Source organism: Burkholderia pulmonis, from assembly GCF_984667975.1.
Genome location: NZ_OZ480187.1, coordinates 22,239 through 38,648, shown reverse-complemented (window position 1 = coordinate 38,648; position 16,410 = coordinate 22,239). Strand labels below are relative to the sequence as shown.

Here is a 16,410-nt window from a genome sequence, read left to right as displayed (position 1 = left end):
AAGGGGAGTTGCCCAGAGGATCCGCCGCGCTACTTGGACGTTTTGCCACGGCTACCCGATTTGCCCGCCGGCTTGCCCGAACCCGCAGCCGCCTTGCCGGCAGGCTTGCTGCGCGGCTTCTGCACGCTGAACGGGCTGCCGATGATGTAGTCCACGCCGTTACCGGCCGGCTTCGGCTGCGGCGCGGCAGCCTTGCGCTTGCCTTCTCCGCCTGGCGCTTGCGGACGCGGCTTCTTGCCGGGCACCGGCTTGGCAACCGGCACCGCTTGCTGCACTTTGGGCTTCTTCGGCTTTTTGGGTTTCTTGATGATCTGCCCCGTCGCGCTCGTTTCCGGCACGCGGTGTTCGGCTTCGAAACCCGGCTCCTCCTCACGCCGCAGCGTTTGCCGGATCAACGCTTCGATCGCGGCCAGTTGCGGCGCTTCATCGGCACACACGAGCGACACCGCCACCCCGCTGGCGCCCGCGCGGCCGGTGCGGCCGATACGGTGCACATAGTCCTGCGCGACGATCGGCAGATCGACGTTGACCACCAGCGGCAGATCGTCGATATCCAGCCCGCGCGCCGCCACGTCGGTGGCGACCAGCATCTGGATTTCACGCGCCTTGAAGCGTTCCAGCGCACGCAGGCGCGCGGGTTGCGGCTTGTCGCCGTGGATGGTGTCGACCGCATAGCCCGCTTCATCCAGCATGGCCGCCAGGTATTCCACGCCATTGCGGGTCTTGACGAACACCAGCGCGTGCTCCCAGTTGTTCTCGGCCACCAGGTGCATGAAGAGGTCGGGCTTGTTCCGCTTGTCGACCGTCACCACCCATTGCTTGATCTTGCTGGCCGTGGCATTGGGCGGGCTGACGCTGATATCGACCGGGCTGCGCAGAATGTTCGCTGCCATCGCGCGGATATCGTCGGTAAAGGTGGCGGAGAACAGCAGCGTCTGGCGCCGGGCCGGCAACGCAGCGAAGACGGCGTCGAGTTCGCGCGCAAAGCCGAGATCCAGCATGCGGTCGGCCTCATCCAGCACCAGCGTCTGGACCTGATCGAACTGCACGGCGTTCTGGCGATTCAGGTCGAGCAGACGGCCGGGTGTGGCGACGAGCACATCGACGCCCTTGCGCAGCTTCATCATCTGAGGATTGATGCTCACCCCGCCGTACGCTGCCAGGAATCGCAGATCGAGGCCCTGGCCGTATTCGACGAAGCTCTGCAGCACCTGTTCGGCCAGTTCACGCGTGGGCACCAGTACCAGCACGCGCGCACGGTTGCTGGACACCGCCGGGCCGTGCTGCACCAGCCGTTGCAACAGCGGCAGCGCAAAACCGGCCGTCTTGCCCGTGCCGGTTTGAGCCGCGGCCATGACGTCCTTGCCGCCGAGGACGGCGGGAATCGCCTTGACCTGCACCGGCGTAGGTGTCTGGTAATTGAGGCCCTGCAGATTGCGCAGCAGCGGCTCGATCAGGCCAAGGGAGGCGAAGGACATGGACGTGTTCCGGGCTAAAAACCGCAATTCTAGCGGTTACTGCCCCGGTCACCCCCCGCCCGCTCCCCCTCGCAACCGCACATCCACCGCCCCGATGTTTTTCTCGTGCGCGACCAGCATCAGCGTCAGCGCGTGATGAATATCCTGATTCGCGAGCGTCGGCAGCAGCGTCTGCAGCTTGCGCACGACCCAGCGCTGGCCGCGATTCAGGAACGCCATGCGCTCGGCCAGATCGTCGATCGCCATCGCCTTTTCGTAGAACGCGCCGGTCGCGCGTGTCGGGATCGCATCGAGCGACCGGATCGCGTCGACGAGCACGCTGCACCAGTGCGCTTCATCCTGACGGATATGCGCGATCAGCCGATGCAGTTCGGGATCATCGGTGACCTCGGCGGCCGTCTCGGAAGCGACCCGCGCACCGGCACGCTCGGCCTCCAGCAGCTCGTCGAGCGTCGCCAGCAACGCGGCGCGGTCTTCCTGCGGGATCGGATCGGTGCGGGCGGCGGGGCCGTCTCCATGCGTCGGAATCGACATGCAGCATCCTCCTGTCGGGATCGGTGGCGTAACACGCTCGACGTTACACGGCGCGTGTTGCACGAATGTGCACCAATCCACGCGGGCCGCACATTCAATACATCACATTGTGACATATTCGATCAAAACGCCGCGTCGCCAACGCACTCCGCTTGATTTACGTCATCGTACGAACGGGCAGTCGCCCGCTCACGTCCATCCTTCGAGCCGCAACGTCGAGCGCACGAGCCGCTGTTCTTCCTGCTCGATCTCGCGCAGATAGTCGACGCACTGGCGGATATGTTCGCTCGCGGCCTTGCGCGCCTGGTCGGGCAGCCGCCCGGTAACCGCGTTGTAGAGCCGCGCATGCTGGCGGTCGATCTGCTTCTTCAGCGGTTCGCGGTGATAGAGGTTGTTCACCGACGCGAACACCGAACTGAGCAGCAGGTCGGTCAGCGACTGCAGCGTATTGACGAGCACGGGATTGTGCGACGCCTCGCAGATCGCGAGATGGAACGCATGATCGAGCTTCGCGCGCGCGGCGGGATCGAGATCCTGCGCATCGGCCGCCGTCATTTCCTCGTAGCGGCGCCTGATCAGGATGAAATCGGCCGGCGTACCGCGCAACGCCGCGAGCCGGGCAGCCTCGGCCTCGAGCATCCCGCGCACCTCGAACAGGTCGTACAGCGTGCGCGGCTGCGAGCCGAGCAGATGCATCATCGGCGTGATTTCGCGTTGCGGGGTCAGGCTCGCGACGAATGAACCCTTGCCGTGCGTCGTGTCGATGATCCCGCGCGCATGCAGCAGCTTCATCCCCTCGCGCACGGCCGTGCGCGACACGCCGAGCTTCTCGGTCAGCCGCCGTTCGGACGGCAGCGCCTGTCCGGCCTTCAGCACGCCGTCAACGATCAACTGCTCGATCCGCTCGGCAACGACATCGGCCACGCGCCGCGCCGGCCCTTCTCGATCCTGCATTTCCATACTGGTATGACCACTTTGGACGGATGTCGTCTATTTTCGCACAAAGCCTTGTTCTGATTACCATTTCAGGATCTGAACCGAACCCACCGCAAGGGCTTATCCAAAAACTGGTATGACCACCTGAAAGACGTCTGGACACGCCCGCGCAGCCCGCCAAGAATCCCCTCCTTCCGGCGTGTCGCGCATCGCGCGGCCGCCCGCATGGTGGAGACAGACCGATGAGTTTCATCTACGACGAACGGATCGACGGCGCGCTGGCGACCGTCGGCCGCGACACGCTCGTTGCCGCGCTGCACGCGGCGGCGCCCGGCCTCGACGTGCTGCACGAACGCGAGGCGCTCAAGCCGTTCGAATGCGACGGCCTCGCCGCCTACCGCACGGTGCCGCTCGCGGTCGTGCTGCCCGACACGGTCGACCAGGTGCGCGCGGTATTGCGCGTCGCGGCCGAGCACCGCGTGCCGGTCGTCGCGCGCGGCGCGGGCACCGGGCTGTCGGGCGGCGCGATGCCGCTCGAAAAAGGCATCCTGCTCGTGATGGCGAAGTTCAACCGGATTCTCGACATCGACCCCGATGCCGGCATCGCACGCGTGCAGCCCGGCGTGCGCAACCTCGCGATCTCGCAGGCGGCCGCGCCGCACGGCCTCTACTACGCGCCCGATCCGTCGTCGCAGATCGCGTGCTCGATCGGCGGCAACGTCGCCGAGAACGCCGGCGGCGTGCACTGCCTGAAATACGGGCTCACGGTGCACAACATCCTGAAGGTCGAGATCCTGACGATCGACGGCGACACGCTCACGCTCGGCGCCGATGCGCTCGATGCACCCGGCTTCGACCTGCTCGCGCTGTTCACCGGCTCCGAAGGGATGCTCGGCATCGTCACCGAAGTGACCGTGAAGCTGCTGCCGAAACCGTCGAGCGTGAAGGTGCTGATGGCGAGCTTCGACGACGTCGCCGAAGCCGGCGCCGCGGTCGCCCGCATCATCGGCGCGGGCGTGATTCCCGGCGGCCTCGAGATGATGGACAACCTCGCGATCCGCGCGGCCGAGGATTTCATCCACGCGGGCTATCCGGTCGACGCCCAGGCGATCCTGCTGTGCGAGCTCGACGGCGCGGCAAGCGACGTCGACGAGGATGCCGAACGCGTGGCCGCGCTGCTGCGCGACGCGGGCGCCACCGGGATCCGCGTCGCACGCGACGAAGCCGAACGCCAGCGCTTCTGGGCCGGCCGCAAGAACGCGTTCCCCGCGGTCGGCCGCATGTCGCCCGACTACTACTGCATGGACGGCACGATCCCGCGCCGCGAGCTGCCGCGCGTGCTCGAAGGCATCGCCGCGCTGTCCGCCGAATACCGGCTGCCGGTCGCGAACGTGTTCCACGCGGGCGACGGCAACATGCACCCGCTGATCCTGTTCGATGCGAACCGGCCCGGCGAGCTCGACCGCGCGGAAGCGCTCGGCGGCAGGATCCTCGAGCTGTGCGTCGCGGCGGGCGGCAGTATCACCGGCGAACACGGCGTCGGGCGCGAGAAGATCAACCAGATGTGCGTGCAGTTCAACGCCGACGAAATCACGTTCTTCCACGCAGTAAAGGCCGCGTTCGACCCGCAGGGCCTGCTCAATCCCGGCAAGAACATCCCGACGCTGCACCGCTGTGCCGAATTCGGCGCGATGCACATCCATCACGGCAAGCTGCCGTTTCCCGAACTGGAGCGCTTCTGATGCGACGCGACATCGAATCGATCGACGACAGCGCGGCGCTCGTCGCACAGGTCGGGGCCGCGATCCACGACCGCCAGCCGCTGCACATCCGCGGCGCAGGCACGAAGGCGTTCCTCGGTCGCCCCGTCGAAGGCCGCACGCTCGACGTGCGCACGCATCGCGGCGTCGTCTCGTACGACCCGACCGAGCTCGTCATCACCGCGCGCGCAGGCACGCCGCTCGCCGATCTCGAAGCCATGCTCGACGCGGCCGGCCAGATGCTGCCGTGCGAGCCGCCGTCGTTCGGCGGTACGGCCACGGTCGGCGGGATGTTCGCGGCCGCGCTGTCGGGGCCGCGCCGCCCGTGGGCCGGCGCGGTACGCGATTTCGTGCTCGGCTGCCGCGTGATCACCGGCCACGCGAAGCACCTGCGCTTCGGCGGCGAAGTGATGAAGAACGTCGCGGGCTACGACGTGTCGCGGCTGCTCGCGGGCAGCTTCGGCTGTCTCGGCATCGTGACCGAGGTGTCGCTGAAGGTGCTGCCGAAACCGCGCGCGACGTGCGATCTCGCGTTGCCGCTCGCCGCCGGCGAAGCCGTGCAGCGCATCGCCGCGTGGCGACGTGCGGGGCTGCCGCTCGCGGGCGCGTGCCACGCGGACGGCGTGCTGCGCGTGCGGATCGAAGGCGGCGACGGCTCGGTGAAGGCGGCGCGCGACACGATCGGCGGCGACCGGATGGACGACACCGGCGACGCGTTCTGGGCCCGGCTGCGCGACCTCGCGCTGCCGTTCTTCGACGATCCGCGCCCGCTGTGGCGCGTGTCGGTGCCGGCCGCCGCGCCGCTCGACGCGTTGCCCGGCGCGCAGCTCGTCGACTGGGGCGGCGCGCAGCGCTGGCTGAAGAGCGACGCCGCGCCGGCCGACGTGCAGCGGCTCGCCGCGCAATGGGGCGGCCACGCGACCTGCTTCACGCCGGGCGCGACACGTGAGCCGTTCCAGCCGCTGCCGCCCGCGCTGCTGCGCGTGCACCGGCAGCTCAAGGCGCAGCTCGACCCGCACGCGATGTTCAATCCCGGCCGGCTCTACGCCGACTTCTGACGCGAACCCGATCCGGACCCGCCGATGCAAACCAATCTCAGCGAAGCAAGCAAGGCCCTCGCCCGGGCCGACGAAGCGGAAGCGATCCTGCGTGCATGCGTGCACTGCGGCTTCTGCAATGCGACCTGCCCGACCTATCAGGTACTCGGCAACGAGCTCGACGGGCCGCGCGGCCGCATCTACCTGATCAAGCAGCTGCTCGAAGGCGAGCCGTGCGGCGAACGCACGCAGCAGCATCTCGACCGCTGCCTGACGTGCCGGAACTGCGAGACGACCTGCCCGTCCGGCGTGCGCTATCACACGCTGCTCGACATCGGCCGCGCGGAAGCCGAGAAGCGTGTGCCACGGCCGGCCCGCGAGCGCCTGCTGCGCGCGGGGCTGCGTCACGTCGTGCCGCGCCCGGCGACGTTCGCCGCGTTGCTGAAGGCCGGCCGCGCGCTGCGTCCGCTGCTGCCCGGCAGGCTGCAGGACAAGATCCCGGCCGCCATCGCCGCGGCCGCGCCGCGCCCGGCCGTGCGTCACGCGCGGCGCGTGCTGATGCTCGAAGGCTGCGTACAGCCGTCGCTGTCGCCGAACACCAATGCAGCCGCCGCGCGCGTGCTCGACCGGCTCGGCATCAGCGTGACGCCGGCGCGCGAAGCCGGCTGCTGCGGCGCGACCGAATACCACCTGAACGCGCAGGACGCGGGCCTCGATCGCGCACGCCGCAACATCGACGCGTGGTGGCCCGCCATCGAGGCCGGCGTGGAAGCGATCGTGCAGACGGCGAGCGGCTGCGGCGCATTCGTCAAGGAATACGGCGACCTGCTGCGCTCCGACCCTGTCTATGCGGAGAAGGCGCGACGCGTCTGCGCGCTCGCGCGCGATCTCGCCGAAGTGATCTCGGCCGAGCCGCTCGACGCGCTGGCGGATGCGACGCCGCGCCGTGTCGCGGTCCACTGCCCGTGCACGCTACAGCACGCGCAGCGCCTTGGCGGCGCGGTCGAAAGCGTCCTGACCCGGCTCGGCTTCGATCTGACGAATGTCGCCGACGGTCATCTGTGCTGCGGCTCGGCCGGCACGTATTCGCTGACACAGCCCGAACTCGCGACCAAGCTGCGCGACAACCGGCTCGATGCGCTCGAAGCCGCGCGGCCGGACCTGATTGTCACGGCCAACGTCGGCTGCCAGACTCACCTGAACGGCGCGGGCCGCACGCCCGTGCGCCACTGGATCGAGCTCGTCGACAACCGACTCGTCAACTGACCTGATTCCGGAGAAACACCATGAAAACGAAGCCCGAACTCGAACTCGCCGACGTCGAGCGCATGCTCGCCGCCGCCCGCGCGGAAGCGGAAGGCCACGGTTGGGCCGTGTCGATCGCGGTCGTCGACGACGGTGGCCACCTGCTCGCGTTCGCGCGCCTCGACGGCGCATCGGCGGCCAGTACCTATATCGCGCAGGACAAGGCGCGTGCGGCGGCGCTCGGCCGTCGCGAGACGAAAGCTTATGAGGATATGATCAACGGTGGCCGCACCGCGTTTCTCAGCGTGCCGCTGACGGGGTTGCTCGAAGGCGGCGTGCCGGTCACGGTCGACGGCCGGATTGCGGGCGCGATCGGCGTGTCTGGCGTAAAGTCCGAGCAGGACGCGCAGATCGCCCGCGCCAGCACACAAAGCGTCGCGGCATAACCAGCCAAGCCGCGCGCGCATTTTTCCCCGGGAGGATTAACGATGATCGACCAAGCAGGACTGCAAGTCGCGCCAGCGCTCAGCCAGTTCATTGAAAACGAAGCGCTGCCGGGCACCGGCATCGACAAGGCCGCGTTCTGGAGCGGTTTTTCGGCCCTGGTGCACGACCTGGCGCCGCGCAACCGCGAGCTGCTCGCGGAACGCGACCGCCTGCAGCTGGAACTCGACGCATGGCATCGCGCGCACCCCGGCCCGGTGCGCGACCATGCCGCGTATCGCGCGTTCCTCGAACAAATCGGCTACCTCGTGCCGGTCCCGTCGAACGTCGCGGCAGCCACCGCGAACGTCGACACCGAGATCGCCACGCAGGCCGGCCCGCAGCTCGTCGTGCCGCTGTCGAACGCGCGCTATGCGCTGAACGCCGCGAACGCCCGCTGGGGCAGCCTGTACGACGCGCTGTACGGCACCGACGCACTGCCCGAAGACGGCGGCGCCGAACGCACCGCGGCCTACAACCCGACGCGCGGCCAGCGCGTGATCGACTACGCGCGCAACGTGCTCGACAACGCGGCGCCGCTCGCGAGCGGCTCGCACCGCGACGCGCTGCGCTATCGCGTGCAGGACGGCCAGCTCGCCGTCGAAACCGCGAAGGGCGTCGTGCATCTCGCCGAGCCGGCGCAGTTCGTCGGCTACCAGGGCGCAGCCGGCGCGCCGTCCGCGATCCTGCTGAAGCACAACGGCCTGCACCTCGAAATCCAGGTCGATGCATCGACGCCGATCGGCCGCACTGATCTCGCGAACGTGAAGGACGTGGTGCTCGAAGCCGCGGTCAGCACGATCATCGACTGCGAGGATTCGGTCGCGGCAGTCGACGCCGACGACAAGGTCCAGCTCTACCGCAACTGGCTCGGCCTGATGCAGGGCACGCTGGCCGAGGAAGTCGCGAAGGGCGGCAAGAGCTTCACGCGCCGCCTGAACGCCGATCGCGAATACACGACGCCGGCCGGCGGCACGCTGTCGCTGCACGGCCGCTCGCTGCTGTTCGTGCGCAACGTCGGCCACCTGATGACGAACGGCGCGGTGCTCGACCGCGACGGCAACGAGATTCCGGAAGGCATCCTCGACGGCGTCGTCACGGTGCTGTGCTCGCTGCACGACCTGAAGGCGAAGCGCAATTCGCGCACGGGCTCGATCTACATCGTGAAGCCGAAGATGCACGGCCCGGTCGAAGTCGCGTTCGCCGATACGCTGTTCGCGCGCATCGAGGATCTGTACGGCCTGCCGCGCAACACGCTGAAGATGGGCATCATGGACGAGGAGCGCCGTACCAGCGTGAACCTCGCCGCGTGTATCGCCGCGGCCGCCGCGCGCGTCGCGTTCATCAACACCGGCTTCCTCGACCGCACCGGCGACGAGATGCACACCGCGATGGAAGCGGGCCCGATGATCCGCAAGGGCGACATGAAATCGTCGGCGTGGATCCAGTCGTACGAGCGCAACAACGTGCTGGCAGGCCTGTCGGCCGGCCTGCGCGGCCGCGCGCAGATCGGCAAGGGCATGTGGGCGATGCCGGACCTGATGCACGCGATGCTCGAGCAGAAGATCGCGCATCCGCGCGCCGGCGCGAACACCGCGTGGGTGCCGTCGCCGACCGCCGCGACGCTGCACGCGCTGCACTACCACCTCGTCGACGTGCAGGCCGTCCAGCAGGCACTCGAGAAGACGCCGTACGCGAGCGAACGCGACGCGCTGCTCGAAGGGCTGCTGACCGTGCCGGTCGTCGAACGCGCGGAGTGGAGCGACGCCGAGATCCTGAGCGAGGTCGAGAACAACGCTCAGGGCATCCTCGGCTACGTCGTGCGCTGGGTCGAACAGGGCGTCGGCTGCTCGAAGGTGCCGGACATCCACGACGTCGGCCTGATGGAAGACCGCGCGACGCTGCGCATCTCGAGCCAGCACATCGCGAACTGGCTGCGCCACGGCGTGATCACCGAGGCGTTCGTGCTCGACGTGTTCAAGCGGATGGCGCGGGTCGTCGACCAGCAGAACGCCGGCGACCCGAACTATCGCCCGATGGCGCCCGGCTACGACCAGTCGACCGCGTTCAAGGCCGCGTGCGCGCTCGCGCTGCAGGGCACGTCGCAGCCTAGCGGCTATACCGAGCCGCTGCTGCATCAGTTCCGCCTCGCGTTCAAGGCGCAACAGCACGGCGCATGAGCCTGCGCATGCGGGCCGGCCCGCATGCCGGCCTGACGAAACGGGCGGCCCTCGCGGCCGCCCGTTTTCATTTTCGGGTTCACACGGCCGTTGAAATCATCCGTTGAAACCGATAATCGGTACGTATCGCCAGCCTTTCGTATGCGAGCCCGCCCGACGCCAATCAGCCGGAATCCCCGGCCATGCGGCGTCCGGCGCTCCGTTGCACCGCAAAGCCTTGCACAGCAACGTTCCGCCCGATATTTGCAAGCCCGGGATTCCACTGTAATTTGATCCGGATCAACGGGTCGCAACATTTCCCGCGCACGCGAACACGCGCGCTATACTCCGTTGAATTCGCATCACCGGATTCGTCGGATCGTCGAATCACGGCAGATGTTGCCAGTGAATAAGTGATTTATCGGTTTATCTGGCCACGATTACCGATAATCGGCGCCCGTTTTCTCCGCTGAACGGGAGGAATGCGCGGAAGCACGCGCACCGGATCGCCGCCGACACGTCATACGAACAATCGCATCGGCCCGCCGCCAGGCGACGATGCCCATCGATCCTCGGACCATGGCAGAAACCGACTACGCAATGCCCAGCGAATCCGGCCTGACGAGCCGTGTCGCCGCGCATCTGCGCCGGTTCCTGCTGCCGCACCTGATCTTCTACACGGGGCTGCTGATCGCGCTGATCCTGCTGCTCCTGTGCGGGATCGTGCTGTACGAAGGCCGCATCGACGCGCGCGACCGCGCGGCCGCGATGCAGCAGAACCTTGCGCTGATGGCGTCGTGGGACATCGAGCGCAACATCGAGATCTATTCACTGTCGCTGCAGGCCGTCGTCGAAGGCGAGAACGACCCCGAAGTCGTCAGGCTGCCGATGCCGATGCGCCGCCAGGTGCTGTTCGATCGTGCGACGACGGCCAAGTATCTCGGCGGCATCTACGTGCTCGACGCGAAGGGCGACATCTCGGTCGACGGCAAGAGCGACGTGCCGCGCAAGGCCAACTTCCGCAACGAACCGTACTTCACCGTGCAGCGCGACCACCCGGACGCCGGCCTGTACGTCAGCCCCCCGTATCATTCGCGCCTGCGCGGCGGCTCGCCGAGCATCGCGCTCAGCCGGCGGATCACGAAACCCGACGGGTCGTTCGGCGGCGTCGCCGTGATGTCGATCCGGCTCGAATATTTCCAGAACCTGTTCTCGCGCCTGTCGCTCGGCGATCGCGGCTCGATCGCGCTGATCAGCACGGACGGCCAGATGCTCGCGCGCGAACCGTACGACCCCGGGATCGTCGGCCGCGACATCAGCCGTGCGAGTACGTTCCGGCGCTTCATGACCGCCAGCGAAGGCAGCTTCGCCGACACCGCGTCGATCGACGGCGTGCGGCGCCTGTACGTGTTCCGGCACCTCGATCACCTGCCGCTCATCATCATGGTCGCGCGCTCGGAAGCGGACACCTATGCCGCGTGGTACGACCGCGCGATTCCGATCGGCTCCGTGATGGCCGCGCTCGCGATCGGCTTCGTCGGCCTGTCGCTGCTGCTCGACGTGCAGCTGCGCAAGCGCCATCGCGCGGAAACCGAGCTGCAGGCGCTCGCGCGCACCGACGGCCTGACGGGCCTCGACAACCGCCGGATGCTCGACGTCACGCTCGCGCGCGAATGGCGTCGCGCCGCGCGCTCGCAGCTCGCCCTGTCGCTGCTGTTCATCGACGTCGATTACTTCAAGCGCTACAACGACACACAGGGCCACCAGGCCGGCGACGACGCGCTCGCCGCGGTCGGCCACTGCATCGCCGGCTGCCTGCGCCGCCCGGCCGACTATGCGGCGCGCTACGGCGGCGAGGAGTTCGTCGTGGTGCTGCCGGACATCGACACGGACGGCGCGGTGACGATCGCCGAAGCGATCCGGACGGGCATCCTCGATCTCGGCATCCGGCACGACGCCGGCACGGTCGGCCGCCTGACGGTGAGCATCGGCGTGACGACGAGCTATCCCGAACACGACGACGACATGCAGGCCGCGCTGAAGCTCGCCGACGACGCGCTGTATCGCGCGAAGGAAGGCGGGCGCAACCGCATCGTCGTGCATACGGCCCCGTCCTCCGGTCATTTCGAATCGCGGCAGGCCTGAACGCCCGGGTGCCCGGAGCGCCGCCGCCCGCGCACAAAATCGCCGACAATGTCGGCTCGACACGCCACCGCGCCGCCGCGCGGCTGACGCGCCCGGCCGGCCCGCGCCGGTTCGCGGCCGCTTCGCACCACCATGAGACTCAAGGCAAAGATCTTCCTTCTGGCCATCGTGCCGTTCCTGCTCGCGATCGCCGGCATCGGCTTCGGCGTGCGCCAGCAGGCAACGTCGCTCGCGCGCACGCAGCACGCGACGATCCAGGCCGCGTACCTGTCGAGCAAGGAAGTCGAGCTGAAGCACTACGTCGAGCTCGCGACGAGCGCGATCATGCCGCTCTACGACGCGAGCGGCCGCAACGCGCGCGACGACGCGATGCTGCGCACGCAGGCGCTCGCGATGCTGCAGAAGATGGATTTCGGCCCGGACGGCTACTTCTTCGTGTACGACCTGCACGGCAATTCACTGATGCATCCGCGCGAGCCCGAGCGCGTCGGCCACAACTACTGGTCGATGCGCGACCCGCAAGGCGCGCTGACGATCCAGAAGCTGATCGGCGCGGCATCGAGCGGCGGCGGCTACGTGCGCTATGCGTGGCAACGCCCGTCGACGGGCCGCGTCGCGCCGAAGCTCGGCTACGTCGTCGCACTCGAACGCTGGGGCTGGATGGTCGGCACCGGCATCTATCTCGACGACGTCGACACCGCGCTGCAGCGCATCGACGCGCGCGCGTCCGCGAACATCGAGCGGACGATGAGCTGGCTCACCGCGATCGCACTCACCGGCGCGGCGGCGATCGCCGTGTGCGCGCTCGTGCTGAACGTCAGCGAGTCGCGCAGCGCGGACGCGAAGCTCAAGCTGCTTGCGCAGCGCGTCGTCGAATCGCAGGAACAGGAGCGTGCGCGGCTGTCGCGCGAGCTGCATGACGGGATCAGCCAGATGATGGTGTCCGCGAAGCTGATGCTCGAATCCGCGCTCGCGCGCTTCGAGCGCGGCACGGCGCGCATGCCCGAGGCCGAGCAGGCGCTCGCGTCGGGTGTCGGGCGGCTCGGCGACACGCTGCGCGAAGTGCGGCGCATCTCGCATGCACTGCGTCCGTCGATGCTCGACGATCTTGGCCTCGCGGCCGCGCTCGAACAGCTCGTCCGCGAGCTCGGCGCCGAAAGTGGCATCGACATCGGCTATACGCAGGTCGCGCACAGCGGCACGCGGCCGCTGCCCGAAGCCGTGAACACCGCGCTGTTCCGGATCGCGCAGGAAGCGCTCAGCAACATCGTGCATCATGCGCAGGCATCGCGCGCGGCCGTCACGCTCGACGTCGGCGCGCAGTCCGTCACGCTGACCATCGCCGACAACGGCTGCGGCTTCGACGCCGAACGCTCGCAGGCCGACGCGCGCCGCGGCATCGGCCTGCGCAACATGCGCGAGCGCCTCGACGCGCTCGGCGGCATGCTGACGATCACGTCGCAGGTCGGCCACACGATCGTCGCCGCGCGCGTGCCGCTGCGCAGCGCGGCGTAACGATCCGCCCCATGACAGGAGACCTTTCACGCATGAGCGCCCCCGATTCCGCCCGGCCCGCCGCCCGATTGCTGCTCGTCGACGATCACCCGCTCGTGCGCGACGGCCTGCGGATGCGGCTCGAAGCGGCCGACCTGTCGGTGGTCGGCGAGGCCGGCAACGCCGACGAGGCGCTCGCGCTCGCCGCGTCGCTCGAACCCGACCTCACGCTGATGGACGTCGGCATGAACGGGATGAACGGCATCACGCTCGCCGGCGTATTCCACGATCGCTTTCCCGGCATACGCGTGCTGATGCTGTCGATGCACGACAACGTCGAATACGTGACGCAGGCCGTGCGTGCCGGTGCGAGCGGCTACCTGCTGAAGGATTCGCCCGCGAGCGAGATCGTCCGCGCGATCGGCGCAGTGCTGGCCGGGCAGACATTCTTCAGCGAAGGGCTGGCTGCACGGATGATCCAGGCCAGCGCGACCGCGTCGCCGCTCGACCGGTTGACGCCGCGCGAACGCGACATCCTCGACGCGCTCGCGGAAGGGCTGTCGAGCAAGCAGATCGCGCAACAGACAGGGCTGTCGGTGCGCACGGTCGAGACGCACCGGCTCAATCTGAAGCGCAAGCTCGAGATCGAGGGGCAGGCCGAGCTGATCAAGTTCGCGGTCGAGCATCGGCGGCGGTAGGCACACGCGCCGCGCCGATCTGCTGCGAAAGTCGCAGCCGGTCGGTGCGCCACGTCATTCCGGCTGCGAAGACGTCACGCACGACACGGCCGATCGCTTCTCCCGTTCACGCCGCATCATCAACATCACCGCAACACCTACACTCAGGACTCCAGAACACAGAACCGCGATCGCGAACCCGTGCGCCATCGCCTCCCGATACGCGCCGAGCATGTCCGGCCGTCCGGGAGCGAACGCATGTTCCATCACGGCCTGCCGCGCGAGCGTCTCCGCATGCGCGCCGCCTGCCGCCTGCATCGCGGCCGTCATCCGGTGCAACGCGCCGACGCTCATCATGCTGCCCAGCACCGCGATGCCCATGCTCATCCCGGTCTGCCGCAGCGCATTCATCGTCGCCGACGCCATCCCCGCGCGCTCGGCCGGCGCCAGTTCCATCACGGTCATTCCGGTCGCGGGCACCGCGAGCCCCATGCCGACGCCGAGCAGCGCCAGCGCCATGCCGACCGCCACGTAGGGCGTGCCCGCCCCGAAGCCGGCCATCACGGCGAGCATCGCGCCGATCAGCCCGTATCCGGCCACCATCAGCGTGTGCAACGGGATACGCGCCGCGATGCGCCCGAACAGCATCGACGTGATCGCCGTCATCACGAACTGCGGCATCAGTTGCCAGCCGGCCTCGGCGGGCGCGCGCCCCTGCGCCTGCTGCAGGAACAGCGACAGGAAGAACAGGCTGCTGTACCCCGAGAACCCGAGCACGAACGACGCGAGATTGGCGCGCACCAGCCGCCGGTCGCGAAACAGCCACACCGGCAGCAGCGGCCGCTCGACGCGCGTTTCGACACGAACGAATACGACGAACGCCACCACGGCGCCCGCCAGCGGGGCAAGCACCTTCGCGTGAGCATGAGACGCACCGGCTTCGCCGATGCCGATCAGCCCGTACGTGAGCAACCCGAGCCATGCCACGCTCAGCACCTGCCCGAACGGATCGAACGCCGCGTGGTCCGGATGTCGGCGCTCCGGAATGCCCCACGCACCGAGCAGCACGGTCACGATGCCGATCGGCACGTTGACGAGAAAGATGTCCTGCCAGCCGCCATGCTCGACGAGCAGCCCGCCGAGCAGCGGCCCGAGGATCAGCGCAAGGGCGCTGAACGCGGACCATCCACCGATCACGCGAGCGCGTTGCCGCGCATCGGGAAACGCATGCGTGAGGATCGGCATCGCGCCGGGAATCAGCAGCGCGCCGGCGAGCCCCTGGATCGCGCGGCCAATCAGCAGCGGCCCGAGCCCGCCCGCGCACGCGCAGACGATCGACCCGGCCGTGAACAGGACGACGCTCGCGAGCCACACGCGCTTGTGGCCATAGCGATCGCCGAGCGGCCCGGCCGACAGCATGAACGCGGACAGCGCGAGCGCATACGCATTGACGACCCACTGCAGGCCGCCGATATCGGTATCGAGCGCCGTCTGCAGCGTCGGCAATGCGACGTTGACGATGCTGATGTCGAGCGTGGCGAGAAAGGTGCCGAGACAGGCGGCCAGGACGAGTGCGGCGCGACGGTAACGAGACATGGCGATCGGCCCTCGACGGGCACAATGATGAGAATGATTCTCATCTTATATATCGACTGACCGTCGGTCAATGGATTGCGTTGGCCGTGGGCGGAGAGCTTGGCCTAAACTGCGGGCTTTGCAAGAACGGGCGTCGAGCCGCGCAATGACGGACAGGACAAAGACAGCAGGGACCAGGACAGCGAACGACGACGTGCCGGCCGGCAAGCCGCGCACGAAGCCGGCGGAAGTCCGCCTCGACGAACTGATGGCTGCGGCCGAGACCCTGTTCCTCGCCCAGGGTGTCGAAGCGACGACCGTCAGCGAGATCGTCGAGCACGCGCAGGTTGCGAAGGGCACCTTCTATCACTACTTCGAATCGAAGTCCGACATGCTTGCCGCGCTCGCGCAGCGCTACACGGCGTCGTTCCTCGACCGGCTGCAGCACGCGGTGGACGCGTGCGACGCCGACGACTGGCTCGCGCGGCTGCGTGCGTGGATCCGCGCCAATATCGAAACCTACGCGGCGACCTACCGCACGCACGACATCGTCTACACGAACCATCACCACCACGATCGCACGAATGCCGACAAGAACGCGATCCTCGAGCAGTTGGGGGCGATTCTCGACGGCGGCGCCCGCGCCGGCACGTGGCGGCTCGCGCACCCGCAGGTCACCGCGCTGCTGATCTATGCGGGCGTGCATGGCGCGACCGATCACATCATCGCGGCGCCGGAAACGGATCGCGCCGCGTTCGTCGACGCCGTGGTCGACGATTGCCTGCGGATGCTCGGCGTCGGCGCATAACGCACAATCCACCCGGGCGCAGCCATGAAAAAGGGCGCCCGAGGGCGCCCTTCCTGCATCCGGACTGCGGCCTTGCACC

At 68.3% G+C, this 16,410-nt stretch carries 12 protein-coding genes and 1 pseudogene; 9 read left to right on the top strand and 4 right to left on the bottom strand.

Annotated elements, in window-relative coordinates; all coding sequences use genetic code 11:
• Positions 1-29 precede the first annotated feature (29 nt).
• The 3 genes and pseudogenes from AC5LXK_RS16955 to glcC all read right to left on the bottom strand — a co-directional run bounded on the left by AC5LXK_RS16955 (position 30) and on the right by glcC (position 2,972).
• Entirely contained in the window at positions 30-1,478 is a 1,449-nt protein-coding gene (locus tag AC5LXK_RS16955) for a DEAD/DEAH box helicase (RefSeq protein WP_493392648.1), read from the bottom strand.
• A 48-nt stretch (positions 1,479-1,526) separates the two neighbouring features.
• A pseudogene (locus tag AC5LXK_RS16950) lies at positions 1,527-1,949 on the bottom strand (DUF6306 domain-containing protein); the annotation flags it as partial.
• A gap of 252 nt (positions 1,950-2,201) precedes the next feature.
• The gene (gene glcC / locus AC5LXK_RS16945) at positions 2,202-2,972 is read right to left on the bottom strand and encodes a transcriptional regulator GlcC (protein ID WP_493392647.1); all 771 of its coding nucleotides are present in this window, start codon (positions 2,970-2,972) and stop codon (positions 2,202-2,204) included.
• Positions 2,973-3,190: 218 nt separating this feature from the next.
• Between glcC and glcD the strand changes: the two genes are divergently transcribed.
• The 8 genes from glcD (at position 3,191) to AC5LXK_RS16905 (ending at position 13,969) form a co-directional block, all read left to right on the top strand.
• Complete coding sequence (gene glcD / locus AC5LXK_RS16940; protein ID WP_493392646.1) at positions 3,191-4,690, top strand: glycolate oxidase subunit GlcD; 1,500 nt, start codon at positions 3,191-3,193, stop codon at positions 4,688-4,690.
• Positions 4,690-5,766 (top strand): glycolate oxidase subunit GlcE, encoded by a 1,077-nt coding sequence (glcE, locus tag AC5LXK_RS16935; protein ID WP_493392645.1) that lies wholly within the window; start codon positions 4,690-4,692, stop codon positions 5,764-5,766. The genes glcD and glcE overlap by 1 nt, the downstream gene beginning before the upstream one ends.
• Positions 5,767-5,790: 24 nt before the next feature.
• Positions 5,791-7,011 carry a glycolate oxidase subunit GlcF gene (gene glcF, locus AC5LXK_RS16930; RefSeq protein ID WP_493392644.1) on the top strand — a complete coding sequence of 407 codons (1,221 nt, stop codon included), beginning with the start codon at positions 5,791-5,793 and terminating at the stop codon, positions 7,009-7,011.
• Positions 7,012-7,031: 20 nt separating this feature from the next.
• Positions 7,032-7,436 (top strand): GlcG/HbpS family heme-binding protein, encoded by a 405-nt coding sequence (locus tag AC5LXK_RS16925; RefSeq protein WP_493392643.1) that lies wholly within the window; start codon positions 7,032-7,034, stop codon positions 7,434-7,436.
• Positions 7,437-7,478: 42 nt separating this feature from the next.
• Positions 7,479-9,653 (top strand): malate synthase G, encoded by a 2,175-nt coding sequence (locus AC5LXK_RS16920; protein WP_493392642.1) that lies wholly within the window; start codon positions 7,479-7,481, stop codon positions 9,651-9,653.
• A 558-nt stretch (positions 9,654-10,211) separates the two neighbouring features.
• The gene (locus AC5LXK_RS16915) at positions 10,212-11,777 is read left to right on the top strand and encodes a sensor domain-containing diguanylate cyclase (RefSeq protein ID WP_493392641.1); all 1,566 of its coding nucleotides are present in this window, start codon (positions 10,212-10,214) and stop codon (positions 11,775-11,777) included.
• 132 nt (positions 11,778-11,909) lie between these two features.
• Positions 11,910-13,292: a cache domain-containing protein gene (locus AC5LXK_RS16910; protein WP_493392640.1), complete on the top strand. Its 1,383-nt coding sequence runs from the start codon at positions 11,910-11,912 to the stop codon at positions 13,290-13,292.
• A 32-nt stretch (positions 13,293-13,324) separates the two neighbouring features.
• Positions 13,325-13,969: a response regulator gene (locus tag AC5LXK_RS16905; protein WP_493392639.1), complete on the top strand. Its 645-nt coding sequence runs from the start codon at positions 13,325-13,327 to the stop codon at positions 13,967-13,969.
• A 54-nt stretch (positions 13,970-14,023) separates the two neighbouring features.
• Here AC5LXK_RS16905 and AC5LXK_RS16900 read toward each other — a convergent pair whose 3' ends face one another.
• Positions 14,024-15,544, bottom strand: coding sequence for an MFS transporter (locus tag AC5LXK_RS16900; RefSeq protein WP_493392638.1), 1,521 nt, complete (start codon positions 15,542-15,544; stop codon positions 14,024-14,026).
• A gap of 145 nt (positions 15,545-15,689) precedes the next feature.
• Between AC5LXK_RS16900 and AC5LXK_RS16895 the strand changes: the two genes are divergently transcribed.
• Entirely contained in the window at positions 15,690-16,331 is a 642-nt protein-coding gene (locus tag AC5LXK_RS16895) for a TetR/AcrR family transcriptional regulator (protein WP_493392637.1), read from the top strand.
• Positions 16,332-16,410 lie beyond the last annotated feature (79 nt).